Source organism: Streptomyces sp. JHA26, assembly GCF_002005565.1.
Lineage (GTDB): Bacteria > Actinomycetota > Actinomycetes > Streptomycetales > Streptomycetaceae > Streptomyces.
In genome coordinates this window covers 256,072-282,100 of the sequence record NZ_BDJC01000001.1, presented here as the reverse complement: position 1 = coordinate 282,100, position 26,029 = coordinate 256,072, and the positions used below count along the sequence as shown (strand labels likewise).

Below are 26,029 nucleotides of genomic sequence, written 5' to 3'. Positions count from 1 at the left end.
CCTCATGCGACCGCCGTGCGACCGTGCCCTGCCCCCGTGCGACTCCCGATGACCGGTTCCGGCCCTAATCTCGACACGAACTCGGGTATCCCTCAAGCCGGTTGGGGGCATGACGTCTCCAGCGGCCGCGCAACCTCGAGGAGGGGCACGTGCTTGAGCCCGCGTACCAGGCGGACGTCGTCGTCGTGGGGGCCGGGATCTCCGGTCTCGCCGCGGCGCATCGGCTGACCAGCGCAGGAGTGACGACCACGGTCCTGGAGGCCGCCCATGGCGTGGGCGGCCGGATGGCGACCGAGAAGGTCGACGGATTCCGGCTCGACAGGATCGGACAGCTGCTCTCCACGGCGTACCCCGAACTGCGCCTCACCCCCGGGCTGGACGGCCTCGCGCTGCTGCCGTTCGCGCCCGGGGTGCTGCTGCACAGCGAGGGGCGCCACCACCGCGCGGGCGCTCCGGCCGGCGCACGAGGCGCACGGGGCGCACTCCATACGGTGCGTGCTCTGGCGAGCGCCCCCCGGTCGGTTTCCGCGCCCCGGTTGCCGGGAAGGCCCGTACCCGCTCCCCGGCCCCGGCCGGGTGCCCCGTTGGGCACCGCCGTCGACCAGGCCCGGCTCGGCGCCGCGCTGAGCCGCCTCGCGGGCACCCCGGTCGAACGGCTGCTGGCCCGCCCGGAGCTGCCCGCCGCCCAGGCGCTGGCGGCCCGCGGGCTGCCCGCCCGCACGATCGACGGCTTCCTGCGGCCGCTGCTCGCCGCCCTGCTGTACGACCCGGACCTCACCACCTCCAGCCGGTGCGCCGACCTCGCGCTGCGCGCCTTCGCGAGCGGGCGGCCGGTGCTGCCCGAGGGCGGGGCGGAGACCGTGCCGGAACTGCTGGCGCGGACACTGCCGCCGGGCACCGTGCGCACCGGCGTCCGGGTCACCTCGGTCGCCACCAACGCGGTGACCACCGCCGAGCACGGCGTCGTCCGCTGCCGGGCCGTCCTGGTGGCGACCGACGCCCGCGCCGCCGCCGAGCTGCTGCCGGGCCTGCGGGTGCCGGACTTCCATCCGGTGACGGTGGTGCACCACACGACCGACGAACCCCCGGCGACCGGCGCGTCCCTGCTGCTCGACGCGGACCGCGGCGGGCCGGTCGCCCACACGGCGGTGGTCAGCCACGTGGACCCGTCGCGCGCGCCGGCCGGCCGCGCCCTGGTCTCGTCGACGGTCCTCGGCCCCGTCCCGTCCGACGTCGACGCCGCCGTACGCATCCACCTGGCCCGCCTCTACGGCACGTCGACCGACCGCTGGGAGACCCTGGCCGTGCACCACACGGCCGAGGCGGTGCCCGCCATGCGCCCGCCGCACGACCCGCACCGGCCGGTGCGGCTGCTGGCCGGTCTGTACGTGTGCGGCGACCACCGCGACACCAGCACCGTCCAGGGCGCGCTGCACTCGGCCCACCGGGCGTCGGCGGCGATCCTGACGGACCTGGGCGCGGGCCGGCCGATGCACACGGCCGAGCCCCTGTCCACGGCACGGGCCGCGTAGGGAGGTCACCCCAGGGCCGCCACCTTGTCCCGGTAGCCCCGCACGGGTGCCGCGTCCCGGTACGGCTCCAGGCGCCGTTCGAAGTCGCGCACGTACTCCGCCGCCCGCACCGACCGCATCTCGGCCGCCTGCCCGGCCGCCTCGGCGGCCAGCTGGCAGGCCTGGTCGAGCTCGCCCAGGCCGAGGCGGGCGGTGGCGAGGACGACCCGGCAGAACAGCCGGCTGCGGGCGTAGGCGGGGGCGCGCAGTTGCAGGGAGCGCTCCGCGTGCTGGGCGGCGGCGCGGTACTGCTGGAGGTCGCGGTGGCAGTGCCCGAACTCGTCGGCGAGCTGGGCCTCGTCGAAGAAGCGCGCCCAGTGCGGCACCTCGTCCCCGGGCCGGGCGGTCTCCAGGGCCCGCTCGGCCCGCACCAGGGCGGCGGTGCAGGCCCGCACCTCGCCGAGGACGGCGTGCGCCCGCGCCTCGGCGGCGTGCAGCAGCGTCTGCACGACCGGCGGCGCGGAGGTGCCGACGCCCTGCTGGGCGACGCGTACGAGCTGCACGGCCTCGCGGCCGTGGCCGAGGTAGACGGCCTGCCGGCTCATGGTGACCAGCACGTACGAGCCGTACGCCCGGTCGCCGGCCGCCTGGGCGAGCCGCAGCGCCTGCACGAAGTAGCGCTGGGCGAGGCCGTGCGCGGCGATGTCGTACGACGTCCAGCCCGCGAGCCGGGTCAGGTCGGACGCGGCGGCGAACAGCCGGCGGCCGGTCTGCTCGCCGTAGGTGCCGCGCAGCATCGGCTCCAGCTCGTGCTCCAGGTAGCGCACGAGGGCCTGGCGGGCGTGGCCGCCGCCGTAGCGGTCGTCGAGGGTGCGGAACAGCTCGCCCACCGAGCGCAGCGCGGCGAGGTCGCCGCCGGTGACCTTCTGGCCGGGCCCGCGCTCGGCCGGTGCCCGCCGGCGCGAGGAGGCGAGCGGCGCCGGGCCGCCGCGGAACGCCGGCCGGCCCTGCGCGGGGATGCGGACGGGCACCTCGGTGCGGGCCACCTTCTCGTCGGCGCGGCCGATCAGCCAGTCCCGGCTGGGCACGACCAGGCCGGCCGGGGTGAAGGCGATCTTGCGCAGCTCGGCGTGGCTGCCGGAGTCCTTGCGCCACAGCCCGCCGACGATGTCGACGGCCTCCTCCGGGGTGGCGGCGAACTCCAGGCCCGCGTAGACGGGGGCGCAGGCGTCCAGGCCGAGGTCCTGGGCGGTGAGGCGGCGGCCGAGGCGCCGGGTGAAGACCTCGGCGATCAGGGCGGGGGTGGTGCCGCGCGGCTGCTGGCCACGCAGCCACCGGGTGACGGACGTCTTGTCGTATCTCAGGTCCAGGCCGTGTTCGAGTCCGAGCTGGTCGACGCGTCGTGCGAGACCCGCGTTGGAGAACCCCGCTTCGGCGATGAGGGCGGCGAGCTGGCGGTTGGGGGTGCGCTGCGCGGGTCGTTCCGTCATGGTGCGGTGCGGTCTCCTGCCTTCCGGGCCCCTCGATGTGCCCGGAGCGCCTGTGAGCAGCCCTTATGGCCTCGTGAACGGCGCGAATGTAGCGGAGAGTGAGCACCCGGTCGCACGCTTCCCCCGGCATTCATCCGATCGTGTGAGGAATTCCTGTCGGGCTGACGGGCGGCGGCCCCCCGACGGAGGCCGGACGGCCGGTCGTACAGTGGCGTGGGCACGGTTCGTGCCTTACGACCTTCCAGGGAGGCTCTTGCCGTGAGTGAGCTCCGGTTCATCCGCATGGGGTTCGGTGCCGAGCGCGTCGAGTACCAGGAGGCGTGGGACGAGCAGCGCCGGGTGCACGCCGCGCGGTTCGCCGACGAGGTCCCCGACACCGTGCTGCTCCTCGAACACCCTCCGGTCTACACCGCCGGCCGGCGCACCGCGGACGACGAGCGCCCCCTCGACGGCACGCCGGTCATCGACGTGGACCGCGGCGGCAAGATCACCTGGCACGGGCCGGGCCAGCTGGTCGGCTACCCGATCCAGAAGCTCCCGCGCCCGGTCGACGTCGTCGCGCACGTGCGGCGGCTGGAGGAGGCCCTGATCCGCACCTGCGCGGAGTTCGGCGTCGAGACCACCCGGATCGAGGGCCGCAGCGGGGTCTGGGTCCTCGGCGACCCGGTGGAGCAGCGCCCGGTGCTCGGCGGCCTCTCCCTGGACTTCGACCCGAGGCTGACCGACGAGGAGTTCGACCCCCGCCTCAACGGGCCGGAGTACGCCCCGTCCAACGCGGGCCAGCGCCGCGAGGACCGCAAGATCGCCGCGATCGGCATCCGGGTGGCGAAGGGCGTCACCATGCACGGCTTCTCGCTGAACGTGAACCCGGACAACACGTGGTTCGACAGGATCATCCCGTGCGGCATCCGCGACGCGGGCGTCGCCTCCCTGGCCAACGAGCTGGGCCGGGACGTGACCATCGAGGAGGTCCTCCCGGTGGTGGAGCGCCACCTGCGGGACGTCCTGGAGAACGCGGAGCTGAAGCCGAGGGTGATCGAGAAGACGCCCGCGGCATAAATCCGGCCCGACCGGCGTTCGACGTCGTGGTCGGGCAGGCCCGTCCACAGGCCCCGGAGCGGCCCCCGTCCAGGCCGCCACCGCCGCCGACCCACACATCCACGGGCGTACCCTGGGGCACGCCGAAGAATCAATTGCTAGGGAGCCGGTCGTGTCCGCAGTCGCACCCGACGGACGCAAGATGCTGCGCCTGGAGGTCCGCAACAGCCAGACCCCCATCGAGCGCAAGCCCGAGTGGATCAAGACCCGGGCGAAAATGGGCCCCGAGTACACGAAGATGCAGAACCTCGTGAAGAGCGAGGGCCTGCACACGGTCTGCCAGGAAGCCGGCTGTCCCAACATCTACGAGTGCTGGGAGGACCGCGAGGCGACCTTCCTCATCGGTGGCGACCAGTGCACGCGGCGCTGCGACTTCTGCCAGATCGACACCGGCAAGCCCGAGGCGCTCGACCGCGACGAGCCGCGCCGGGTGGGCGAGTCCGTGGTCACCATGGACCTGAACTACGCCACCATCACCGGTGTGGCCCGCGACGACCTGCCGGACGGCGGCGCCTGGCTGTACGCCGAGACGGTGCGCCAGATCCACCAGCAGACCGCCGACCGCCCCGACGGCCGCACCAAGGTCGAGCTGCTGGCCCCCGACTTCAACGCGGTGCCGGAGCTGCTGCGCGAGGTCTTCGACTCCCGCCCCGAGGTCTTCGCGCACAACGTCGAGACGGTCCCGCGGATCTTCAAGCGGATCCGCCCCGGCTTCCGCTACGAGCGCTCCCTCAAGGTGATCACCGACGCCCGCGACTACGGCCTGGTCACCAAGTCGAACCTGATCCTCGGCATGGGCGAGACCCGCGAGGAGATCAGCGAGGCGCTGAAGCAGCTCCACGAGGCGGGCTGCGAGCTGATCACCATCACGCAGTACCTGCGCCCGTCCGTGCGCCACCACCCCGTGGAGCGCTGGGTCAAGCCGCAGGAGTTCGTGGAGCTGAAGGAGGAGGCCGAGCAGATCGGCTTCTCCGGCGTGATGTCCGGTCCGCTGGTGCGCTCCTCCTACCGCGCCGGCCGGCTGTACCGGATGGCCGTCGAGAAGCGCGACACCGTCGTCGCCGGCCAGGCCGTCTGACGGGACGCCGGCCTCCGCCCGCCCGGCGGAGGCGCACCCCGTGTGAATTCACGCACAAGAAGCTACTCCACAGTAGTGGCCGATACGTCGCGGCCCCGACCGTCCTCGCAGATGAGGGCACCGGTCGGGGCCGCGGCGTCGTTCCGGGGCCCGGCACCACCGCTTCACGTGCGTTTGACCGGCGGGTCACGCCCTGGTAACACCAATCAGTGACCCTGGAATCACAGCACGTACGCCCACACCCGGACCCGTACCGAGGGGGGACCTCCACGATGCAGGCCGCGCCCGTCCGCGCCACCGCCATCCCGTCGTTCACCGACGCCCTGCGGGCCGTCGAGTCGCTGCTGATGAGCAGCGGCCAGCGCACCGCCCGGCGCAACGCCTGGACCTCCGTGCTGGAGGACCGCCGCCGGGCCAAGGAGCGGATCGAGACCGAGCGGGTCCTGCAGCAGCAGGTCGTCACCGACAGCCTCTGACCTCCCCCGTTCGGCGGCGCCGGGCACTGCCGTCGTCGGCGCCTCCCGGGCCACGTAGACTTCACGTCATGGCGAGGAAGGAACCTGCAGCGGACGCTGCGAACCCCGGGCGACTGAAGCAGATCGCTCTGACCTACAAGATGACCCGCAAGGCCGACAAGAAGATCGGTCTTGTACTCGCGGGTGTCGGCATCGTCGTCTTCGGTGTCCTCCTCGCGATCGGTTTTCTGATCGGTCACCCCATCTATCTCGGCATCCTGGGCCTGCTGCTCGCCTTCCTCGCGACGGCGATCGTCTTCGGGCGCCGGGCCGAGCGGGCGGCCTTCGGGCAGATGGAGGGCCAGCCGGGCGCCGCCGCGGCCGTGCTGGACAACATCGGCCGGGGCTGGACGACGACCCCCGCGGTGGCGATGAACCGCAACCAGGACGTGGTGCACCGCGCGGTCGGCAAGGCCGGCATCGTGCTGGTCGCCGAGGGCAACCCGAACCGGGTGAAGTCCCTGCTGGCGGCCGAGAAGAAGAAGATGAACCGGATCGTCGCCGACGTGCCCGTCCACGACCTGATCGTGGGCACCGGCGAGGGCCAGGTCGAGCTGAAGAAGCTGCGCACGACCATGCTCAAGCTCCCGCGCGTCCTGACCGGCCCGCAGGTCACCACGACCAACGACCGGCTGCGCGCCCTGGGCGACCTGATGAGCAACATGCCCCTGCCCAAGGGCCCGATGCCCAAGGGCATGCGCATGCCGAAGGGCGGCAACCCCCGGCGCTGAGCCCGGCGGGATCCAGCACCCGGCACCACCCGAACGCGTTACGGCGACGGGGGCGCCCGGAGCCACGCGGCGGCAGCCGCGCATCGGCTCCGGGCGCCCCCGTCGCCGTAGAGGCGTGTGGGAGGAACCCCGGAGAAACCGCGGGGGGAACCGCGGGCTAGATCCGCACCTCCACGGTGCGCGCCAGCCGGTCGTGCAGCCCCCGGCCGTCGCGGTCCCAGATCATCGCGGGGATCGCGACGCACAGCAGGACCGACCGCAGCAGCGCGCGCACCGGGCTGACGCGGCCCGTGCGCAGCTCCACCACGCGCAGGCCGAAGAGGCGCTTGCCCGGGGTGAAGCCGATCGTGCCGACGGTCAGGACGCTGAGCACGAAGAAGATCAGCAGCGTCCAGTTGCTCGCGGCCTGGCCGTAACTGCCCGTGATCAGGCCGTATGCGATCAGGGAGCACAGCGCCCAGTCGACGGCGAGGGCGCCGAGCCTGCGGCCCGGACGGGCGATGGAGCCGGGTCCCTCCTCCGGCAGCCCGAGCTGCTCGCCCCGGTAGCCGAGATCGGCGCCGGCCCCTTCGACGGCCGCGCGCGGCCCGGAGAGCCACGATCCGATTGCTTGCCTGTTGTCCACCCGTCCACGGTACTGCGCCCCCCTGTATCCCAGGGGCGGCGGGGTGCGGGCGGGGGCGCGGCGGGGTGCACGGCGGGGTGTGCCGGGCCCGGATGGGGCCTAGGCTGGAAGGCAGCCGGTTAACTTCTGCGAAACAAATGGGTCACGCCCGAGAAATCACCCGTCCCTAGGGTCGAGGCAGCGTGTGCCACCCGCACTGGCCGCACGAACGATCTACCACCCCGGCGGGACGGTCGGGAGTAGGAGGAGCTGGATGTTCCAGAACGCCGACGAGGCCAAGAAGTTCATCGCGGACGAGGACGTCAAGTTCGTCGACGTCCGGTTCTGCGACCTGCCGGGCGTCATGCAGCACTTCACGTTGCCCGCCGAGGCGTTCGACCCCGACGACGAGCAGGCCTTCGACGGATCCTCGATCCGCGGCTTCCAGGCCATCCACGAGTCGGACATGTCCCTGCGCCCCGACCTGTCCACCGCGCGCATCGACCCGTTCCGCCGGGACAAGACCCTCAACATCAACTTCTTCATCCACGACCCGATCACGGGCGAGCAGTACTCCCGTGACCCGCGCAACGTGGCGAAGAAGGCCGAGGCCTACCTCGCCTCCACCGGCATCGCCGACACGGCGTACTTCGGCCCCGAGGCGGAGTTCTACGTCTTCGACTCGGTGCGCTTCGCCACCCGGGAGAACGAGGCCTTCTACCACATCGACTCCGAGGCCGGTGCCTGGAACACCGGTGCCCTGGAGGACAACCGCGGCTACAAGGTCCGTTACAAGGGCGGCTACTTCCCGGTCCCGCCGGTCGACCACTTCGCCGACCTGCGCGCCGAGATGTCCCTGGAACTGCAGCGGTCCGGTCTCCAGCTGGAGCGCCTGCACCACGAGGTGGGCACCGCCGGCCAGGCCGAGATCAACTACAAGTTCAACACGCTGCTGGCCGCCGCCGACGACCTCATGCTCTTCAAGTACATCGTGAAGAACGTGGCCTGGCGGAACGGCAAGACGGCGACCTTCATGCCGAAGCCGATCTTCGGTGACAACGGCTCGGGCATGCACGTCCACCAGTCGCTGTGGAGCAACGGCGAGCCGCTGTTCTACGACGAGCAGGGCTACGCCGGCCTGTCGGACACCGCCCGTTACTACATCGGCGGCATCCTCAAGCACGCCCCGTCGCTGCTGGCCTTCACCAACCCGACGGTGAACTCCTACCACCGCCTGGTGCCGGGCTTCGAGGCGCCGGTGAACCTGGTGTACTCGCAGCGCAACCGCTCCGCCGCGATGCGCATCCCGATCACGGGCTCGAACCCGAAGGCCAAGCGCGTCGAGTTCCGCGCCCCGGACGCCTCCGGCAACCCGTACCTGGCCTTCTCGGCGCTGCTGCTGGCGGGTCTGGACGGCATCAAGAACAAGATCGAGCCGGCCGAGCCGATCGACAAGGACCTCTACGAGCTGGCTCCCGAGGAGCACGCCAACGTCGCGCAGGTCCCGACCTCCCTCGGCGCCGTCCTCGACCGCCTCGAGGCCGACCACGAGTTCCTCCTCCAGGGCGACGTCTTCACGCCGGACCTGATCGAGACGTGGATCGACTTCAAGCGCGCGAACGAGATCGCCCCGCTGCAGCTGCGTCCGCACCCGCACGAGTTCGAGCTGTACTTCGACGTGTGATGTCGCCCCGGGTCGGAGCGGGTGGCTGCTCCCCCGGGCCGTCCGTGGGCCGTGGGCCGGTCCTCCCCGCGCGGGAGGGCCGGCCCACGGCTTTTCGGCCCCGGGGCTTTTGGGCCTGCTCGGAATCGGTCGTCACGTCGCTCCTGGAGCGCCCGGACGTGCAGGAGTGCCTCAGAGCGTGCGAACCGTGCTCGCGCGATTCTTCGGACCGGCTCCTCCCCCGGTGACCGCTCAGGGGTCACGCCTGCCGGGACCAGGGCGGGTCCACCGGCGCGGTCACCGACGGGGAACAGCCGGTCACACCACCCGCACGTGACTGGTGATCCGGCCCCCCTCGTAGAGGTGGAAGGCCAGCGCGGGCGGCGCCTCGTGGCTCGTCCAGGAGGAGTCCGGGCCCTGTTCCCAGGGCAGCAGGGCCGTGGAGATGATTCCCGGGGCGCACAGCAGGGGACGGCCGGCGAAGGAGGTCGTGGCCGGGGTGTGGGCGTGACCGCAGAGGACGGCGGCCACCTGGGGATGGCGGTCGAGGACCTTCGCCAGGGCGTCCGGTTCGCGCAGGCCGATGCGGTCGACGTACGGCAGGCCGAGCGTCGCGGGCGGGTGGTGCAGGGCGACGAAGGCCGGTCGGTCGGGGGCGGCGGCGAGGGACTCGTCGAGCCAGTCGAGGGTCTCCGGTTCCAGCAGGCCCTCGGCCCGTCCGGGTATCGAGGAGTCGCACATCAGGATGCGGACGCCGGCGACGTCACGAGCCTCGTTGACCGGCCCCGTCGCCGTACCGCCGCCGCCCCCGAGCAGCACCTGCCGGTACTCCGGGCGGGAGTCGTGGTTGCCCGGGCACAGCAGCACCCGGTGGCGCTCGTACAGCGGGGCGAGGACCTCGCGGGCCTGGCGGTACTCCGCGACCGTGCCCCGGTCCACGATGTCCCCGGTGATCAGTACGGCGTCCACCGCGCCGGGCAGCCCGGTCAGACGCGCGACGGCCCGGCGGGTGCGCTCGGCGCTGCGCGCGGTGCCGTCCAGGTGCAGGTCGCTGAGGTGGGCCAGGACGGTCACGCCTTCACCTCCGCCTCGGCGGTGAGGTCCCGCTCGGGCTGCCCGGCGTCCTGCTTGCCCGCCCGCCAGCGGGCCCAGGTGCCCAGGCACATGGCCAGGGAGATCGCCAGCACGCCGTAGAAGGTGTCCTGGGACTGGTGCAGACGCGGGTCGAAGAACTGGACCACGTAGGTGATCAGCAGATTCGTCCCGAACAGCATGGAGACCGTGATCGGTTCGGTCCGCACGATGCCCTGCTGGAGCAGGTACAGCGAGATGATCACCCCGACGAGGCTGATCACGAGGATGGCGCCGACGTTGCCCCGGGAGTACGCGCCGAAGCTGTCGCGTGCGATCAGGATGACGAAGGTGGCGACGATCAGGACCACGAACCGCGAGGCCATCATCTGCCGCACCGCCATCCCCGCGTCGCCGAGCCGCTTGGTGTAGTACGTCACCCCCGACAGCGAGATGGTGGTCAGTACACACATCACCAGCCCGAAGATCAGCTTCCCGGTGGGCAGTTCCCCGATGGCCGACTCGCCGTCGGAGGCCGTGACCAGCAGGTACGCCATGGCGGCGAGCATCGCCCCGGCCGCGGCCACCTCCAGCGGCAGCGCCTTCGTGCCGGGTCGCAGCTTGAACCCCAGCACGATGGTCACGGCCGGGCCGAGACCGATGATCAACGAGTTGGCCAGGGCCGGTTCGAACGCGGTGAACGCGTACAGCACCGCGATCCAGCAGACCGCGGTGGACACGTTGAGCATCACCACGTCCGGCAGACAGCGCCGGACCGCGGCCCGCAGCTCCCGCTTGTCGCGCAGGGTCAGGAAGTAGAACGCCTGGGCCATGACGAAGGAGTTGAAGGCGATGAACTCCGGCGAGAGGTCCTGGACCAGGGCGCCCTCGAAGACCGACTTGGTCGAGTTGATGACGCAGTAGCCGAGCACCAGCAGCGGTCCGGCGGCCACGGCGAGACGGCGGCTAGGCGACATCGTAGAAACCCTCGCCGTCCAGGTACCGGGCGGTCATGTAGTCGTGCGTCACGACGCCCTCGACCTCGTGCAGCAGATGCACCAGCATCGGGTACGTGAGGTCGTTGACGGTCCGTGAGATCTCCTCGCCCGGCCGCACCTTCAGCAGCACGTCGTGGAAGCTCTCCAGCGCGCGCAGGTCGGCCAGCTTCGGGTAGGCGACGAGCTTGCCCGCCTCCGGCGCGACCATGTTGACGCAGACCGCGTGCCGGGCGACCTCGTAGTCGGTGTGCCGACGGGCCTCGAAGGCCGCCGGGTCGGTGTACGCGAGCACCGTCCACTCCAGCTGGCTCTCGCCGATCGCCGCCCGGGTCAGCAGGGGCAGCATGGCGCCGCACACCCGGGCGCCGGTCTCGACCAGCCGGGGACCCTGCGGAGTCAGCTTCAGCTCGGTGTGGGCGGGGCCGTTGCGGACCCCGAGGGCGTCCAGCACGGAGAACGTGTACTCGGTCAGCAGGTCCTGCTCGGGCCCCCGGCGGACCATCAGCGCCGATCCGCCGAGCAGGTCGCGCACGCCGTTCACACCGAGGTGCTGGGTCTTCCAGACGTCGCACACGTAGTGCCGGCCGTCCAGGCTCACCGTGTTGACGTAGTACTCGGCGCCCACCAGGTACTCCTGTGCGACCACGGCGTCGTTGCGCAGGCCGACCGCGCTCTCGGCGCCGACGAGCGCGGTGAACGCCGCCCGGACCTCCTCGGCCGTGCCGCAGAAGGACACCCCGTCGTTCAGTGAGCTGCGGACCGGCTTGAGGACGACGGTCCGCCCGGTCTCGCCGTACCACTCCAGCAGGGTGTCCAGGTCGGTGGCGAGGATCTGGTCGGCGGCCGGCACCCCGGCCGCCTTGACCGTCTCCACCATGCGGAACTTGTCCCGCCGGGCGCTGCTCAGTTCGGTGCCGTTGGTCCGCAGCCCGAGCGCCTCGCTGAGGACGTCCGCCAGCTCCACGCCGATCTCCGCGCCGGCCAGCAGCGCGACGGGGGCGTACGGGGCCAGCGCGGCGAGCGTCTCGGCCACGTCGCCGCCGTGCACGACGGTGGTGAGGAAGTCGTCGGGCCGGAAGGTCGCGCCGAACGCGGCGGGCGGCCGCGCGAGGCTCTGGACGTGTACGCAGTCGTAGCCGCGGGCGTGGAAGAGCGGGGCGAGATGGCTCGCCGTGGAGAAGGCGTCGACTATCGCGACGACCGGGCGGTGGCCCTGCGAGATACCCATGCGGGGGCTCCTTTATCGGTGTGTGGGGGTGGCCGCGGACGGGACGGTGGTGATGCGGTCGACGGCGGCCCTGACCAGGCCGGCGAAGAGGGGGCGCGGGCGGGTCGGGCGGGAGCGCAGCTCCGGGTGGGCCCGGGTGGCGACCGGGCAGGGGCGGACCTCGCGCGGGTACTCGACGTACTCGACGAGCCGGTCGCCCGGGGAGGTGCCGAGCCGCACGGTGCCGCCCAGGTCTCCGTCACCGGCGACGATGTCGGGCTGCTCGGCCGTGGTGGAGACCACCGGGTGCGCGGTGTCGGGGGCGAGGATGTGCTTGGTCGTCGTGGGCGGCGAGGGGCGGATCTGCGTGTCCAAGGGGGCTCCCGTGGGTCGCGGGTGGAAGGGAGAGGGGGCCGCGCCGGGTCAGCCCGACGCGGCGTCCACGGGCCTCTTGGTGCCGGCCCCGGCGTCGGCGCCCCCGGCGCGGGATGCCGGGACGCCCTCCGCGGCGAACGCCCCGCGGGCCACCGCCCGTTCGAGCCACCAGCCGGCGATCTGCGAGGTGACGATCGCCGTGAGGATCAGGGTCGTGAACAGCGAGGCGTTGACGATCCCGGCGTCGAAGGACACCGTCGCCAGCACGATGCCCGGCCCGCCGCGCGCGTTCAGCGCGACCGCGAGATCCAGGGACTCGGCCTTCGAACGGCTCGCCAGCCGGGCCCCGGCGTAGGCGCTGGCCGCCTTCGCCAGGCAGGCCACCAGGATGAAGCCGACCGTGAACCACAGGTCGAAGGAGTGCACCAGGTCGAGCTTGAGACCGACCGTCGCGAAGTACACCGGGATGAAGAACCCGGCGGCGAACCCCCGCAGCTGTCCCAGGGGTTCGCTGCCCGAGGTCCGCCCCGTCATGCCGGACAGCAAGCCCACGACGAACGCGCCGAACATGGGCGCGACCCCCAGGTACACACAGCTCGCGGCCACGGCCAGCAGCACGGCCATGCGCACGGCGACCGCGCCCAGCGGGCTGCCCGCACCGTCCGGCCCGCCGCGCGCCGGGCGCGGCAGGCGCCGCATCGCCAGCGCCACCAGCGTCATCACGACGAAGAAGACCACCGAGGCCACCGAGTGGTAGGCCGCGGAGGCGTTGGCCGAGCCGACGCCCAGGGTGTGGGCCAGTCCGAAGCCCTCGCTCCCGGCGCCCGCGACCATGCCCAGCGCCACGGACAGGATCACGTTCAGCACGACGTCCTCGACCACCGCGACCGACAGCACGACCTTGGCGAACCGGGTCCGGATGATACCGACGTCGAGCATGATCCGGGAGATCACCGGGATGCTGGTCACGGCGATGGCGCAGGCCAGCACCAGGGTCAGCGCGGTCACGTCGTCGGCCGGTCCGACGAGGTCGCCGGTGTCGACGACCTCGACGGCCAGCAGGCCGATCGCGAAGGGCACGGCCATCCCGGCCGCGGCGATCACCGCGACCGAGCGGCCGTCCTTGCGGGAGAAGACCGTACGCATCTCCACCCCGGCCGTGAACATCAGCAGGAGCATCCCCAGCTGGTAGACCAGCGCGGGCCCGAAGGCCACCGGCCCCTCGGCGGGGAACAGCCAGTTCTCGACGCCGGGCAGCAGCTGCCCCAGCACGGTCGGCCCCAGCACCAGGCCGCCGAGGATCTCCCCGACGACGGGCGGCTGCCGGAACCGGGCGAAGAGCCGGCCCGTGAGGTGCGCGGCGGCCAGCAGCAGGGCGAGGGCGAGCAGGACCCGGCAGAGTTCAGTCTGTGACACGGGCGTCCAGACTGAAGCGGGAGGCGACGGCGGAGGTGGAACCCGTGTACTTGCCGTCGTAGCCGGTCGAGTCGCCCTGCATCGACCAGAAGGCCAGCTTCCCGATCGTCATCCCGGGATAGACCCGGACCGGGTGGGCCACCTTCATCTCCAGCGTCCACGGGAAGACCGCGCCGCTGTGCCCGAGCGGGGCGGAGAACTGGATCCAGATGCCGAGGGTGGAGGCGGACCGGCAGGCGTAGAGGGTGGCCGCGTAGTGCGGGCTGCCCATGGCCTCCATGGTGCCGCCGAGGTAGAAGCGGCCCGGTTCGAGGACCATGCCCTCGGGGCCCATCTTGACGTGCTCGGCCTTCGGCGGCTCGTAGCAGTCGATCACGTCCTGCTCGTACCAGAGGAGGTCGTCGGCGAGCCGGAAGCCGTAGCTGTTCGGCTCCAGGCGCTCCGGGTCGAAGTCGTCGATGTGGATCCGTCCCGCGCGTACCTCGGACAGGATCTCGGGTCCGCTCAGGATCACAGCCAGCTCCCCAGCAGCTCGTGCACGGCGACCCGGTACTCGTCCAGGCCCGCGCCGTTGTCGATGACGGCGTCCGGGGTGATCAGGTCGATCTCCCGGGTCGAACGGTCGGCGCGGGACGGGTCGCCCCGGCCGGCCAGCCGCTCCCGGCGCAGCTCCTCGTCGCAGGTGATGCGCAGCACACGGAAGCCGTGGCCGCGCAGCGCCGGCGCGTCCACGTGCGGGTCGCGCAGGTCGTCGTTGACGATGACGTCGGCGTCGGCCCGGGCGAGGCGGGCGGTGAAGTCGGCGGCGAGCGCGTCGGGGCGGATGCGGCGCATCGCGTCGGCGAGCGCCTCCATCAGGACCTGGTCCTGCGCCCCGTCCGCCAGCGGGCCGCCGGCCCTGCGGTACACCTCCGCCTGGAGGTCGTACAGCGGCTCGGCGAGCTTGATCCGGGTGTGGGTCAGGCCCTTGTCCCCGGCGAACTCCTCGATGAGCGAGGCGCAGGTGGACTTCCCGGCACCGGCCAGACCCACCACGGATATCCGCAGGCCGCTGCGGGCGTCGCTGCTCATCGTGCGGTCTCCTTCCCGGTCTCGGTGGGGCGCCGCAGCACGGCGTCCGGGTCGACGTCGAGCGTGCCGCGCAGCCGCACCATGTCCACGGATCCGAGGACGGCGCGCAGTTCGGCCAGGCCCTGGTAGAACGCGGTGTAGTCGGGGACCAGATAGGTCTGCCAGGTGAAGAAGGTGGTGTCGACCTGGCGGTCCACGATCTTGTTCAGGTGCGCCCAGCGCTCGTTGCCGTCCGTCAGGTGGCGCACGGTCAGCGGCTCGCCCGGCCTGACCTCGGGCAGCAGCAGCGCGGCCAGCCGCTTGGGTTCGGCCGTGAACTCGGCGCCGAGCCAGGACTCGAAGACGTCGGGGTCCATGAGGATCTTGTGGCCGGGCTCGTAGGCGTCGATCCGGTCGTCGACCGTGTCCCGGACCAGCCGCTCCAGCCGGGCGTCGGCCCGGATGGTGCCGACCCCGACGTACGGGTAGTCGCGCCACGGGTGCGCGAGGATGTGGCCGTCCTCGATCGTGCAGAAGAGCTTGTCGCCGGTGAAGTACTGCCAGCCGGGCCGGCGCAGGGCCGACAGCAGGGTGGTGGTCTTGCCGGCGCCCTTGGGCCCGGCGATGATCACGGCCTCGCCGTCCCGGTGCAGACCGGAGGCGTGCAGCACCACCGTGCCGAGGTTCTCCTCGTGCCGGATGACGAGATCGCGCACGAAGTCGAGGATCTGCACCGTGGAGCCCTCGGTGATCCGGACCAGGAAGGTGTTGTCCTTCGCGGTGTCGGCCGGGGCGTCGAGCAGCGTGGCGCGGTTGACGTACGTCCGGCGGCCCCCGGTGTCGACGACGTGCGCGTCGAAGTTGAACTCGGCGGCGTTGCTGCGCCGGATCACCGACTGCGGCACCTCCCACACCTCGGGGGCGACGTCCGTCCGCGGGTCGTAGGAGCGCACGTCCACGGAGAAGGTGACGTCGCCGGCCGGGGCGGGTGCCATCAGGTGGCGGAAGAAGCGGCGCACGGGCTCGAAGACGGCCGTCGCGTCCTCGGCGACGTCGAAGCGCACGGTGGTGTGCAGGAAGTTCAGGTACAGGTTCATGCCGAGGTCGCTCCCCGCTGTGCGGCGCAGGCCGTGAGGGCACGCAGCAGTTCGTCCGCGTGGGCCTGGAAGGACTGGGACCAGATGGGCTCGAGCAGCGGCGCGAGACCGTCGACGCCCAGCTCGTAGTCGAGGGCGAGGGTGACCCGGGTGTCCGGGCCGGCCGTGGCCACCGACCACTCGCCGGACAGTTTCTCCAGGTCACCGGCGGTCTGCTCGAAGCGCAGCCGCAGACCGGGGCCGGCGGCCTCGCGCTGTCTCCAGGTGACCTCGCTGCCGTTGAGCAGCACGGTCCATTCGTTGATGCGGAACGTCTTGTCCTGTTCGGACCGCGGCCGTACGGCCACCACGTGCCGGGCGCGGGAGGCGACGAGCGAACTGTCCTTGACGAACTCCCACACCGTTTCCGGGGCGTGCCCCTCGATCAGGGTCTCCGCCTGTACTTCAGGCATGTGCAACCTCGTTTCCGTGGTGGCGGTCTCAGGCGGCCTTCATGAACGGGGCCAGGAATCCGATGTCGAGCCCGGCCGTACGGGCGAGTTCCGCCCAGACCCGCAGGGTCCGCAGCATGTCCCGCTGCCCCTCGGCGACCAGCCGGTCGGGCAGCTCGCCGGGGAACGCGTCCAGCAGCCGCTCCCACAGCACGTGGATCTCGTCCACCGCGCAGCTGTCGCCGCCGAACTCCTCGTGCAGGCCGAACACCCCGGCCAGCTCCGGGCCGGTGGCGTCGACCACCTCGCGCATCCCGTACTCGAGCGCGAGCGCCAGGCAGTGCGCGTCGTCCACGGCGACACGGCCCGCGAGCCGCTGGTCGATGTCGAGCAGCTGCTCCAGGAACCGCAGTTTCGCCGCCTGCTGCATCTGCGGCTGCTCGGTGCCCCCTTCGAGGTCCTCGATGTAGGCCCGGCCCTCGGCCAGCATCAGCCAGGCGGCCTGCACCCAGACCTGTACGGCCTGCGGGCCCGCCATGACGTGCCCGGCCCGTACCGAGGGAAAGGCGGTCAGCTCGTTCGCGCCGCGCGTGGTGCGCGCCGCCCGGCCGCGGTCGTCGGTCATCTCCGCGTCGCCCCTGTCTGTCGTGGTGTACGTCGTCATCGCCCGGCCTCCTCGTCCAGGTAGCCGATCCGCAGCCGGGCCGCGCCCGCGCGCAGCGCCCGCAGCAGGGCGGCGGCGGCCGGCGCGCCGAGCGCGGACAGCTCGTCCAGGCGGGCCGGGGCCCCGGTGAGCGGCAGGTCGGACTCGGTGGCGACGCCCGGTAGCACCACGCCGCTGTCCTGGCCCAGGAGGACGGCGGCGCCCGGCAGGAAGGCCTTCACCCGGCCGGTGAGTTCGACGCTCACGGTGACGGTCCGGGCGGTCCCGGTGGCCCGTACGGCGTCCAGGGCCAGCTCCGTGAGCGGTGCCGCCAGCGGCTCGGCGGCCGCGGCGGGGTCGAGGAAGGTGTGGACCTCCTTGCGGAGGCGTTCCAGTCCGGCGGCCGCCGACTGCAGCCGCTCGTCGTGCCAGCCGCCCTCGGACATCAGCCGGGTCCAGCGCAGCGCGTACCACTTGCGGGTGGTGTACACGTCGCCGTGGTGCGAGAGCAGGCCGTCCATCAGGTGCAGCAGCACGTTGTACGCGTAGCCCACGCGTCCGCGTGTCTCGCCCGCGGCCTCGGCCAGCGCGGCGTGCGTGACCTGTTCGACCGCGGTCTGCAGGGCGGCCCGGCACCAGACCCGGCTGAGGGCGGGGAGCCACGGCAGGTAGGGGGCGGAGCCGTCCATCGCGATGCCGTTGACGATGCGCTCGGTCTGCTTGCGGCGGGGCTCGCGCTGCTTGTCCCAGGCGCGGAAGCCCGCCACGGTCTGCTCGGCCGGGAGCGCGGCGAGCCGGTTCAGCTCCTCGAGGTTCGAGGCGAGTTCGGTCTCGCTGAACGAGACGACCTCCAGGTGGTGGCCGTCCTCGAAGATCTTGGTGGAGATCCGGGGGCCGTCGATCGCGGCCTCCTGGATGCGGATGAAGTCCAGGTCGCTGGTGGGGTTGGCCAGTCCGTGCACCGGAGAGCTGGTCAGCAGCAGCAGGCCGGGGCCGACGCGTTCGCGCATCAGGTCGGACAGCCATCCGGGCTCCAGGCCGCGGCCGGTGAGGAAGGTCGTCACCTGGGCGTGGCGACGGGCGGTGAGCTCGTCGGGGGAGAGGAAGTGGGGAAAGGCGGACGGCATGACCATCATCCTTCGTCGGTCGGTTCGAAAGGGCCGGAGTCGTACAGGCGCTCGGCGTCCGTGCCCAGGCCCAGCTGACCGAGGACCAGCGCGGCCGGCAGGGTGTTGTCGAGGACGCCCACGGCGCGGCCGGGCCGGATGCCCGGTCCGATCGCGGCGTGGATCGCGTGGAGCCTGCTGTCCCCGGTGTTGACCACGTGGGCGCCGGTCTTGGCGACCCGCCGCACGACCGGGCCCTCCCCCAGCAGCAGGGAGCTGGGCTGGTAGTCGTCGGCGAGGGCGACATAGGTCACCGCGGGGTCGGCCCGGGTGTCGGTGAGCGGTGAGCCGTCGCCGTCGAGGAAGCCGGCCACCACGGGGCGGCCCGTCTCGGGGTCGGTGATCGCGGACAGGGCGGCCCGCGCCCGCGCCATCGCCTGCCGGGCCCGCGCGGGATCGCCGGCCGTGCGTTCGCCGGGCCACAGGGAGCCGTTGTTCGCCGGATGGTAGAAGACCTGGGAACCCGCCGGGTCCGGCTCCCCGTCGGCACCCCGCACCGCGAGGCCGGACCGCACCAGCTGGTCGTTGAGATGCACCAGGCGGGTGCTGCCGACCATGCCGTGGTCCGCGCCGAGCACCACGGTGTCCTCGGTGCCGGCCCGGTCCAGGACCCGGCCGAGAATCGCGTCCGACCAGCGGTGGCAGCGCCGCACGTACGACCACACGCGGGCGGCGAGGTCCGGGCGGTGGGCCGCGCTGCGCTCGTCGCACCAGCCGAGGAACTCGTGGCCCACGTCGTCGGTCATCGGCAGGTAGACGACGACCAGGTCGGCGTCGTGGGTCTCCAGGACCGCGTCGGCCGCGGCGCCGAAGGACCGGGCGACGCACTCCACCGAGGACAGGAAGACCTCCTCGGCCGAGCCGTCCCCGCCCTCCGCCAGCCGGGGCCCGAACGCCGCCCTGCGGTAGAGCGGCCCGACCCCCTCGCCGGCGAACGGCGGGCACTGCGCGAGCCGGTGCAGCATCTTGGTGTTGCGCCCGGCGGTACGCGTCCGCCAGACCCCGGTGTGCACCAGCAGCAGCCGCCCGTCCACCCGGACGCAGCGCACCCAGGTGCCGTGGCGCGGGTCCAGTCCCAGGGGCTGCCATCCCTGGTCGGGGTCCAGCAGCAGCGGTCGTCCGCCGCCGATGAGCCGTACCCGCTCGGTCCCGTCCGGGGCCCGTTCGACCAGGGCGTCGACGCGGTGGCCGCCGATGTCCCAGGGCTGTTCGCCGGGGCCGGGGTCCAGGGTGCGCAGGGCGTGCCGGGTGAGCCGGTCGCTGTACGCCTCCACCGCGCCGTCGATGTGCGGCCCGACGTGGTCGTCGGCGTCGAAGACCCAGGGGGCGTGGACCAGCGCGCTGGTCAGGTCGTTCTCGGACATCGCCTCCCACACGGTGGGCATGGCCGGGAAGCCCGGGGAGAAGCCGCTGACGTGGCTGGCGACGCCGTTCCCGGCACCCGGCACGGTGAAGCCGGTGACCCGGTGCTCGGCCGGCCAGGTGCCGGTGAACAGGGTCGCGAGGGACGGCGGGGTCTGGCAGTTGGGCCGGGCCGGGCGCGCGGCCGTGAACACGCCGCGCTCCCGCATCCGGCTGACGTTGGGCAGGGCGCCCTCGCGTTCCAGCCGGTCCACCACCCAGTGCGCCCCGGCGTCCCAGACCACCCAGTAGACGGTCATAGGACGCCCCACTCCCGGATCAGCCCCGGCAGTCCGGCGACGGAGTCCAGCTCGTGCGAGGCCTGCCCGGTCAGCCCCTCGGCCTTCTGGTCGGCGTACTTGCCCGTGCGGACCTGCACGGTCCGCAGCCCCGCCGCACGGCCCCCGGCGATGTCGGTCGTCGCGTCGTCGCCGACCACCACGCACGCCGTGACGGGCACGTCCAGGGAGCCGGCCGCGAGTTCGAAGAAGTCGGTCGCGGGCTTGCCCAGCACCCTCGCCTCGGTCCCGGCGGCGTACGTGACGGCGGCGACGACCGCGCCGGTGTCCAGGTGGTCCCCGTCGGCCCGCTTGAAGTAGCGGCCCGTCTGCAGGGCCAGCAGCGCCGCCCCGTCCCGCACCGCGCGGAAGGCGCCGTCGAGCGCGGCGTAGTCCAGGGTGTCCCGGCAGTCCCCGATCAGCACGTGGCTGTACGGCGGTTCGTCCACCAGGGTCGGCAGCGCCGCGCGCAGCTCGCGGGAGACCAGGGGGTAGGTGCGGGCCCCGGCGGCGGTCAGCAGCCGGCCCGCCGCCACCACGGGGGTGAACAGCTCCTCCTCCGCCACCGCCAGGCCGTACCCGGCCAGCTCGCCCCGGAGGTGTTCCGCCGTCCTGGAGTCGGTGTTGGTCAGGAAGCGCAGCCCCACGCCCAGTTCGCGCAGGGCCGCCACCGCCTCCACCGCGCCGTCGATCACCGCGCCCCGGGCGTACAGGGTGCCCTCCAGGTCGAGCAGGACCGCCCGCACGGCGCCGCCCGTCATCAGCCGACCTTCCGGGCCAGCTCGGGCCGGGCCGCGACGGCGTCCTTGAGGAAGGTGCGCTTGGAGTAGAAGCCCCGCCGGTCGTCCAGTCCGTGCTCGCGCAGGAACGCCTCCAGCCAGCCGGCGATCTCCTCCATCTCGGCCAGCACCTCGGCCTCGTCGGGCTCGACGGCGACCCGGCTGCGCAGGTACTCCAGCTCGCACTGGTTGAGCGTCACCTCGCGCGCCTCGACCAGGCTGCAGTGGTCGAAGAAGACGCCGTAGACGTGACCGGTGCGCACCGACTCGAAGTTGATGTCGTAGCGGACGCGGCGGAACGACGGCAGCCGGACGGCCTCCACCTTCAGTTCGTCGCGGACGTACCGCTCGAAGCCGCCGTCGTCGGCCAGGTCGAGCCCGTAGGTGTGGCTCTCCCTGCGGTCGAAGGTGTCCTCGGCGTACCACTTCCGCTTCAGCAGGTGCTTGCCGTCGGTGGTGGGGATGAAGGAGGCGTAGCCGCGCTCGGCCTCGGTGGGGCCGGTGACCTCGAAGAGGTGGTTGAGGTAGTCCCAGGCCTGGTACTCGTCCCGGTACTCCATGACGTAGCCGGGCAGTTCGCCGTCCAGCAGGCTCCGGTACAGCTCCACCGTCAGCGTCCAGGAGTCCACGGGCGGGGTGAGCGTGTACTTGTACTCCAGCTCCTTGCCGCTGAAGCACTTGCGGTAGTACCGCTGGTGGTTGTTGAGGAAGAGGAACTGCTCCGCGTGCAGCCGGACCGCCTCCGGCAGCCAGGCCAGCTCCTCGACGCCGGCCGTGTCCACGGCCTCGGGCGTGATCCGGATGAAGCAGGCGTCCTCGGCCAGGAAGCGGATCTGGCTGTGCACGTGGGCCCGGTCGCCGTCCGCGGTGACGTAGAACAGCGGCACCAGCGGGCCGGTGTCCCGACCGGTCACCTCGGTGACGGCCGCGCGCAGCTTCCGGCCGGGCAGCATGCCGGGGAAGAGCTCGTCGCCAGCCGCCTTCGCGGTGTGCCGGCGGGTTCCGTCGACGGTGCGGACGGCCAGCTCCAGCGGGCCGAGCCGGTCCCAGCGCAGGACGACCGTGTTGCTCGGGAAGGCCTGTTCCACCGGGGAGCCGAGCTCGACGAGGACGACCGGGTCGGATCCGGCGAGCGGGGCCGTGCCGTTGAGGAGGTGCAGGCCGCCCAGGGCCAGCCAGGCCCGTCGTCCGGCGGGGGTGGGGGTGGTCTCGCTCACGGTCACTCTCCCTTGCGGCCGGTCGTCGCGACCGTGCCATCGCTGATCACTGCCTCGGTTCCGCTGATCCCGGCGGCGGTCACCGCGGGGATGCGGGCCTCGCGCAGCAGGATCGCCAGGTGTCCCAGTGCCGAGCCCTGGTCGAAGACGAACCCCGCGACGTGCTCCAGCAGCACGGAGAGCACCGCGTACGGCCGGGCGGCGCTGATCACGGGCTTCTCGTCGTAGGACCTGACCAGGTCGAGGATGCGGGCCAGGCCCTCGTGCTCGGTGACGTCCTGGGACTTGTCGATGCTCACGGCCGGGCCGATGGACAGGCGGCGCAGCAGCGCGTCGTCGTCCAGGCGCAGCAGCGGTCCCCGGGCGGTGCCGGGGGAGATGCAGACCTCTCCGTGGGCGACGGTGACGGTGTCGTCGCCGCCGAGCACCGAGTAGTCGACGAAGTACAGCGTGCCCCGGTCGAAGACCCACTCCAGGGTCACCGGCCCGTGCTTGGCGTGCATCGCCGCGGTGAAGCGGGCGAGTTCGTCGAGGTGCGGACGCAGCACCGTGCCCCCGGCCGGGCAGGTCACGTTGGCGTCGTCGTCGTAGCCCGCCGTCACGTCCTTGACGACGATCGCCTCGCCGCCCGCGGTGCCGCGGTTCAGGGCCATCAGGCCCTCGTCGGTGTACTCGACGACGAGGCCGGCCTCGCCCGCCCGTCGGGAGATCACCCCGAGCTCGCCGCGGACGAAGTCGCGCACCACCACCGTGTGCAGGTCGGTGCCGTCCGCGGACGCGCCGGTGGTGACGGCGAGCTGGCGGGGCACCTCCTCCTTGGGCACCACGATCTGGCGCAGGGTGTCGCCGAAGTCGAGGACGCACTCGTCGGTGCCGCCGGCCAGCGTGTCGCGCAGCGCCCGGGCGCCCTCGTCGCCGTGCAGGCCACGGCCGTTGAAGCGGATCACCCAGCCGGCGCCGGTGGACACCCCGTGCTCGTGGGCCAGCCGGTGCGCGGGACCGCGCTTGGCGCTGTAGCCGCTGTAGACGGCGGCCACCGCACCGAGGTTGAAGTCGGCGGGCAGTTCGTCGACGTACAGCCGGTGCGCCTCGGTGACCGGCTCGGTGCTGGCGTGGACGGTCTCGCGGGCCGCGGTGAGCGGGCGCACCTGGACGAGGTGGACGCCGTCGGCGTCGGCCGCCCACTCCAGGTCCACGTCCTGTCCGCGGCTCGCGCGCAGCCGCCGGGCCAGGTCCACGACCTGGGCCAGAACCCGCTGTTCGGCCGCGTCCGGTACCTCGGGACCGGTGCCGGGCGCGGCCGACTCGGCACGCCGCGGTACGGCGACGCCGGCGACCAGCTCGTCGGCGAGGCCCTCGACGTACTCGACGGACACCCGGTCGCCGTCGCCGTCCAGCCCGGTGAACGCGACACCCGCGAGAGCCGGGCGGACGAGCCGCTGGACGATCACGGCGAGCCGGGGCGCGGGCGAGAAGTCGCCGGCGCGAATGCGGGCGGCGACGGCCGGGGCCTCGTAGTAGGAGCGCCAGCACCGCTCGACGGCGTCGACGACCGCGTCCACGCCGCTGACCCCGAGCACGGACTGGTGGATCCCGGCGAGGCTGGAGGCCTCGGTGTCCTCGTCGAGGCCCGAGGAGCGCACGGCCAGTTCGGTCCGGTCGTCCCCGGCGTCCGGGAACATCTCGTGCAGCCGGGCGGCCAGCAGCTTGCGGGCCTGCTCGGGGACGCGGATCTCGGCGCCGATCTTCTGGATCTTGGCGACGGAGTCGGTGAAGAACGCGCCCACGGTGGCCTTCAGGTCGCCGAAGGCGTCGGCGAGCGCGGCGTTCTGCTCGGCACTGAGCGCGTCCGTGAACTCGCCCGCGGGCACGCAGAAGGCGGCCGGTACGGGGAAGTCGTGGCTGGAGACGGCGAGTTGGGCGAACTTGGGGCCGACGTCGTTCGCGTCGAAGCTCGCGCCGAGCCCGGGGAAGCGCTGGCGGGCGAACTGCTTGTCGAAGTCGACGTGGATGTCGCTGGAGCGGGGGCCGACGGACCCCTGGTACTTGCCGTCGTACAGGACGATCTCGCCCTGCGGACGCCACCACATCATCTGGCCGATGTTGATGCCGGGGTACACCCGCACCCGGTTCATCGTGTACAGCTGCAGCGTCCACTGGCCGGTGTAGCCGATGTCGCCGAGGCTCGCGGAGAGGTTGATGAACAGACCCAGCCGGGCGACCGAGGAGCGGGCCGCGAACGTGGGCGCGTAGTGCTCGCTGCCCAGCACCTCGACGGTGTGGGCCAGATAGAGCCGTCCGGGCTCCAGCACATAGCCGTCGTCCGGGATCTCGACCTCTTCGAAGTCGTTGGTGCGCCGGGCGTCCAGCGGCATCTCCTGGTAGACCCGCAGGGTCTTGCCGAGGCGGAAGTTGTAACTGTTGGGGTTGACCTGCTCGGGCGTGAACGGCTCGATGGTGATACGACCATTCGCCCGTTCGCGCGCGATCTCACTCCCGGTCAGAATCATGGGGTGACCTGTTCGCTCGTTCTCGTGAGAGAGGTGTGAGGAGCCTCGGAGAGCCGTCCCCGCGCAGGGGCCCGGAAGGCCGCGGCCACGGGAAGGGTGGCGGCGAGGGATGCGGAGAGGCCCGGGTGACGACAGGACCTGGGGGCGCGGCCACGTGACGGGGGGCGCCGAAGGAACAGCTGTCGGAACTGACGGAGCTGTCGGACTACCTGAACTGACGGAACCAGCGGGGTCGGGGATCAGCCCCAGCCGGTGTCGAAGGTCGAGGCGCCGCCGGCCGTGCTCACGGTGTCGGTGCTCGCGGTCGCGCCGCCGAGCACACCGAGTGCCGCGGCCAGGATCCAGCCGGCGAGAACCGTCTTGCGCGCAATCTTCATGTTCCCTGCCTTCATCTGCATGGTGGTCTTTGTTCACCGACCCGCCACAGAAGCTCCTTCGCGTCGATGGGGGCTGGATGAATCACCATGCCAGGACTGGCAGGTGCATGAGGGCGCAGAATGACTCATCTAGCTGCATGGCAGGTTGATGCCAGGTCTACATATGACCTTATGGGGGGATGAGTTGACCGATACGGATGGAAGCGGAGTAAGCAGTACGGTCCTGCGGAGTGTGTATTCCTATGCACTACAACACGCCATGGGGGAGACCATTTCAGTCAACTCCTTCAGCCGGGCGACCGGCCTGCCCGCGGAGCGCGTCGGCGCCGCCGTCCGGGAGCTGCTGGACCTGGGGCTGCTGCGCGGCGGCCCCGCCGACGAACTGCGCGCGGTGGCACCCGAGGAGGCCGTGGCCCGTGTCGTCAGCCCGGTCGAGCGCGAGATCCGCTCCCGCCGCGCCTTCGCGGAGGAGGCCAGGGCATCGATCATGTCCTTCCTCCCCGACTTCGAGACGAGCCAGTTCGCCCGGGAGCGGGAGAGCAGGTTCGAAGTGGTGCCGGACCTCGACGAGGTCCGCGCGGTCATCGCCGACCTGACCGCGCGGGCCCGCACCGAGATACTGACGGCCCAGCCGGGCGGCGCCCGTGAGGAGGACGTCCTCAACGAAGCCGCGCCCCGGGACCGGGCAGCCCTCGGCCGGGGCGTGCGGATGCGCGTCCTGTACCAGCACACCGCCAGGTTCAGCCCGGGCACCGCCGCCTACGTCGACCACATGTCGGAGCTGGGCGCGCAGGTGCGTACGCTGGACGACCACTTCAGCCGGCTGCTGGTCTTCGACGGGGAGACGGCGGTCATCTCCCTGCCCGGCAACCGGCTGGGCGCGGCCGTGGTCCGCGAGCCGAACGTGGTCGCCTTCATCGTGGAGACCTACGAACGGCTGTGGCTGGCGGCCGAGCCCTACGCGGTGGCCTTCGGCACCCGGGCCGAGGTCGCCGGGGACATCAAGCAGGCCATCGTCCGGCTGCTCGTCGAAGGCCTCACGGACGCCTCCATCGCCGCCCGCCTGGGCATGTCGGTGCGCACCTGCCGACGCCACATCGCGGACATCATGGAGGAGCTGGGCGCGCAGAGCCGCTTCCAGGCCGGCTATCTGCTGACGGTCCGCGCCCAGCACGACGACTGACGGCGTCCGCCCGGAGGGGCGCAGGCGTGCCGGTGCGGCCGCCTGGGCAGAAACGATGCACCGCGCAACGGAACCGACACGGACGACACGGAACCGACAAGGGGAGAGACGGTTGACCGACCACGGTGGGACTCACAGCG

General features: G+C 72.3%; 24 protein-coding genes and 1 pseudogene. 7 read left to right on the top strand and 18 right to left on the bottom strand.

Features of this window, described 5'->3' with window-relative positions; translation table 11 throughout:
* Positions 1-149: 149 nt before the first annotated feature.
* A complete protein-coding gene (locus JHAT_RS01310) occupies positions 150-1,532 on the top strand; it encodes an NAD(P)/FAD-dependent oxidoreductase (protein WP_077796116.1) in 1,383 nt (460 codons plus the stop codon).
* 5 nt (positions 1,533-1,537) lie between these two features.
* Here JHAT_RS01310 and JHAT_RS01305 read toward each other — a convergent pair whose 3' ends face one another.
* Positions 1,538-3,001: a regulator gene (locus tag JHAT_RS01305; protein ID WP_077796115.1), complete on the bottom strand. Its 1,464-nt coding sequence runs from the start codon at positions 2,999-3,001 to the stop codon at positions 1,538-1,540.
* Between the two features lie 258 nt (positions 3,002-3,259).
* Here JHAT_RS01305 and lipB point away from each other — a divergent pair, with 258 nt between their 5' ends.
* The 4 genes from lipB (at position 3,260) to JHAT_RS01285 (ending at position 6,423) form a co-directional block, all read left to right on the top strand.
* Entirely contained in the window at positions 3,260-4,060 is an 801-nt protein-coding gene (gene lipB, locus JHAT_RS01300; protein WP_077796114.1) for a lipoyl(octanoyl) transferase LipB, read from the top strand.
* 151 nt (positions 4,061-4,211) lie between these two features.
* Positions 4,212-5,177, top strand: a complete 966-nt coding sequence (gene lipA, locus JHAT_RS01295; protein WP_077796113.1) for a lipoyl synthase — start codon at positions 4,212-4,214, stop codon at positions 5,175-5,177.
* Positions 5,178-5,449: 272 nt separating this feature from the next.
* On the top strand, positions 5,450-5,653 hold the full coding sequence (locus JHAT_RS01290) for a hypothetical protein (RefSeq protein WP_077796112.1): 204 nt from the start codon (positions 5,450-5,452) through the stop codon (positions 5,651-5,653).
* 68 nt (positions 5,654-5,721) lie between these two features.
* The gene (locus JHAT_RS01285; RefSeq protein WP_077796111.1) at positions 5,722-6,423 is read left to right on the top strand and encodes a DUF4191 domain-containing protein; all 702 of its coding nucleotides are present in this window, start codon (positions 5,722-5,724) and stop codon (positions 6,421-6,423) included.
* A gap of 157 nt (positions 6,424-6,580) precedes the next feature.
* Here the strand turns inward: JHAT_RS01285 and JHAT_RS01280 are convergent, their stop codons facing one another.
* Complete coding sequence (locus JHAT_RS01280; protein ID WP_077796110.1) at positions 6,581-7,048, bottom strand: RDD family protein; 468 nt, start codon at positions 7,046-7,048, stop codon at positions 6,581-6,583.
* 253 nt (positions 7,049-7,301) lie between these two features.
* Here JHAT_RS01280 and glnA point away from each other — a divergent pair, with 253 nt between their 5' ends.
* Positions 7,302-8,711: a type I glutamate--ammonia ligase gene (gene glnA, locus JHAT_RS01275; RefSeq protein WP_077796109.1), complete on the top strand. Its 1,410-nt coding sequence runs from the start codon at positions 7,302-7,304 to the stop codon at positions 8,709-8,711.
* 297 nt (positions 8,712-9,008) lie between these two features.
* On the opposite strand, the gene JHAT_RS01270 is transcribed toward glnA, so the two are convergent.
* From JHAT_RS01270 to JHAT_RS34495, 16 genes and pseudogenes are all read right to left on the bottom strand, one after another.
* Entirely contained in the window at positions 9,009-9,764 is a 756-nt protein-coding gene (locus tag JHAT_RS01270; protein WP_077796108.1) for a phosphodiesterase, read from the bottom strand.
* Positions 9,761-10,738, bottom strand: coding sequence for a hypothetical protein (locus JHAT_RS01265; protein ID WP_077796107.1), 978 nt, complete (start codon positions 10,736-10,738; stop codon positions 9,761-9,763). Before JHAT_RS01265 ends, JHAT_RS01270 begins: the two co-directional genes overlap by 4 nt.
* Entirely contained in the window at positions 10,728-11,987 is a 1,260-nt protein-coding gene (locus JHAT_RS01260) for an ATP-grasp domain-containing protein (protein WP_077796106.1), read from the bottom strand. Before JHAT_RS01260 ends, JHAT_RS01265 begins: the two co-directional genes overlap by 11 nt.
* A 12-nt stretch (positions 11,988-11,999) precedes the next feature.
* A pseudogene (locus JHAT_RS01255) lies at positions 12,000-12,287 on the bottom strand (CTP synthase); the annotation flags it as partial.
* Between the two features lie 102 nt (positions 12,288-12,389).
* Positions 12,390-13,757: a cation:proton antiporter gene (locus JHAT_RS01250; protein WP_077796105.1), complete on the bottom strand. Its 1,368-nt coding sequence runs from the start codon at positions 13,755-13,757 to the stop codon at positions 12,390-12,392.
* Positions 13,744-14,271, bottom strand: a complete 528-nt coding sequence (locus tag JHAT_RS01245; RefSeq protein WP_077796104.1) for a deoxycytidine triphosphate deaminase — start codon at positions 14,269-14,271, stop codon at positions 13,744-13,746. Before JHAT_RS01245 ends, JHAT_RS01250 begins: the two co-directional genes overlap by 14 nt.
* On the bottom strand, positions 14,268-14,828 hold the full coding sequence (locus tag JHAT_RS01240; RefSeq protein ID WP_077796103.1) for an AAA family ATPase: 561 nt from the start codon (positions 14,826-14,828) through the stop codon (positions 14,268-14,270). The genes JHAT_RS01245 and JHAT_RS01240 overlap by 4 nt, the downstream gene beginning before the upstream one ends.
* The gene (locus JHAT_RS01235; protein WP_077796102.1) at positions 14,825-15,904 is read right to left on the bottom strand and encodes a hypothetical protein; all 1,080 of its coding nucleotides are present in this window, start codon (positions 15,902-15,904) and stop codon (positions 14,825-14,827) included. The genes JHAT_RS01240 and JHAT_RS01235 overlap by 4 nt, the downstream gene beginning before the upstream one ends.
* Entirely contained in the window at positions 15,901-16,356 is a 456-nt protein-coding gene (locus JHAT_RS01230) for a type II toxin-antitoxin system RatA family toxin (RefSeq protein WP_077796101.1), read from the bottom strand. Before JHAT_RS01230 ends, JHAT_RS01235 begins: the two co-directional genes overlap by 4 nt.
* A gap of 28 nt (positions 16,357-16,384) precedes the next feature.
* Positions 16,385-16,999, bottom strand: coding sequence for a DUF6031 family protein (locus JHAT_RS01225; RefSeq protein WP_077796100.1), 615 nt, complete (start codon positions 16,997-16,999; stop codon positions 16,385-16,387).
* Positions 16,996-18,105 carry a DUF6001 family protein gene (locus JHAT_RS34920; RefSeq protein ID WP_253195363.1) on the bottom strand — a complete coding sequence of 370 codons (1,110 nt, stop codon included), beginning with the start codon at positions 18,103-18,105 and terminating at the stop codon, positions 16,996-16,998. Before JHAT_RS34920 ends, JHAT_RS01225 begins: the two co-directional genes overlap by 4 nt.
* Positions 18,106-18,110: 5 nt before the next feature.
* Positions 18,111-19,805, bottom strand: a complete 1,695-nt coding sequence (locus tag JHAT_RS34915; protein WP_216353413.1) for an alkaline phosphatase family protein — start codon at positions 19,803-19,805, stop codon at positions 18,111-18,113.
* Positions 19,802-20,584, bottom strand: coding sequence for an HAD-IIA family hydrolase (locus tag JHAT_RS01215; RefSeq protein ID WP_077796099.1), 783 nt, complete (start codon positions 20,582-20,584; stop codon positions 19,802-19,804). The genes JHAT_RS34915 and JHAT_RS01215 overlap by 4 nt, the downstream gene beginning before the upstream one ends.
* Complete coding sequence (locus JHAT_RS01210) at positions 20,584-21,819, bottom strand: hypothetical protein (RefSeq protein WP_171990687.1); 1,236 nt, start codon at positions 21,817-21,819, stop codon at positions 20,584-20,586. The genes JHAT_RS01215 and JHAT_RS01210 overlap by 1 nt, the downstream gene beginning before the upstream one ends.
* Before the next feature lie 2 nt (positions 21,820-21,821).
* The gene (locus JHAT_RS01205) at positions 21,822-24,329 is read right to left on the bottom strand and encodes a PEP/pyruvate-binding domain-containing protein (protein WP_077796097.1); all 2,508 of its coding nucleotides are present in this window, start codon (positions 24,327-24,329) and stop codon (positions 21,822-21,824) included.
* A gap of 239 nt (positions 24,330-24,568) precedes the next feature.
* Positions 24,569-24,706, bottom strand: a complete 138-nt coding sequence (locus JHAT_RS34495) for a hypothetical protein (RefSeq protein WP_216353412.1) — start codon at positions 24,704-24,706, stop codon at positions 24,569-24,571.
* A 259-nt stretch (positions 24,707-24,965) separates the two neighbouring features.
* On the opposite strand from JHAT_RS34495, the gene JHAT_RS01200 reads away from it, so the two are divergent.
* Positions 24,966-25,889 carry a LuxR C-terminal-related transcriptional regulator gene (locus JHAT_RS01200; RefSeq protein ID WP_253195362.1) on the top strand — a complete coding sequence of 308 codons (924 nt, stop codon included), beginning with the start codon at positions 24,966-24,968 and terminating at the stop codon, positions 25,887-25,889.
* The last annotated feature ends 140 nt before the right edge of the window (positions 25,890-26,029 follow it).

Coding starts and splice junctions, on each gene's coding strand:
- JHAT_RS01305 (WP_077796115.1), bottom strand. CDS start 3,001: ATGACGGAACGACCCGCGCAGCGCACCCCCAACCGCCAGCTCGCCGCC.
- JHAT_RS34920 (WP_253195363.1), bottom strand. CDS start 18,105: ATGCCGTCCGCCTTTCCCCACTTCCTCTCCCCCGACGAGCTCACCGCC.
- JHAT_RS01290 (WP_077796112.1), top strand. CDS start 5,450: ATGCAGGCCGCGCCCGTCCGCGCCACCGCCATCCCGTCGTTCACCGAC.
- JHAT_RS34495 (WP_216353412.1), bottom strand. CDS start 24,706: ATGAAGATTGCGCGCAAGACGGTTCTCGCCGGCTGGATCCTGGCCGCG.
- JHAT_RS01265 (WP_077796107.1), bottom strand. CDS start 10,738: ATGTCGCCTAGCCGCCGTCTCGCCGTGGCCGCCGGACCGCTGCTGGTG.
- JHAT_RS01240 (WP_077796103.1), bottom strand. CDS start 14,828: ATGAGCAGCGACGCCCGCAGCGGCCTGCGGATATCCGTGGTGGGTCTG.
- JHAT_RS01235 (WP_077796102.1), bottom strand. CDS start 15,904: ATGAACCTGTACCTGAACTTCCTGCACACCACCGTGCGCTTCGACGTC.
- JHAT_RS01205 (WP_077796097.1), bottom strand. CDS start 24,329: ATGATTCTGACCGGGAGTGAGATCGCGCGCGAACGGGCGAATGGTCGT.
- JHAT_RS01230 (WP_077796101.1), bottom strand. CDS start 16,356: ATGCCTGAAGTACAGGCGGAGACCCTGATCGAGGGGCACGCCCCGGAA.
- JHAT_RS01260 (WP_077796106.1), bottom strand. CDS start 11,987: ATGGGTATCTCGCAGGGCCACCGCCCGGTCGTCGCGATAGTCGACGCC.
- JHAT_RS01215 (WP_077796099.1), bottom strand. CDS start 20,584: ATGACGGGCGGCGCCGTGCGGGCGGTCCTGCTCGACCTGGAGGGCACC.
- JHAT_RS34915 (WP_216353413.1), bottom strand. CDS start 19,805: ATGACCGTCTACTGGGTGGTCTGGGACGCCGGGGCGCACTGGGTGGTG.
- JHAT_RS01200 (WP_253195362.1), top strand. CDS start 24,966: ATGGGGGAGACCATTTCAGTCAACTCCTTCAGCCGGGCGACCGGCCTG.
- JHAT_RS01285 (WP_077796111.1), top strand. CDS start 5,722: ATGGCGAGGAAGGAACCTGCAGCGGACGCTGCGAACCCCGGGCGACTG.
- glnA (WP_077796109.1), top strand. CDS start 7,302: ATGTTCCAGAACGCCGACGAGGCCAAGAAGTTCATCGCGGACGAGGAC.
- JHAT_RS01225 (WP_077796100.1), bottom strand. CDS start 16,999: ATGACGACGTACACCACGACAGACAGGGGCGACGCGGAGATGACCGAC.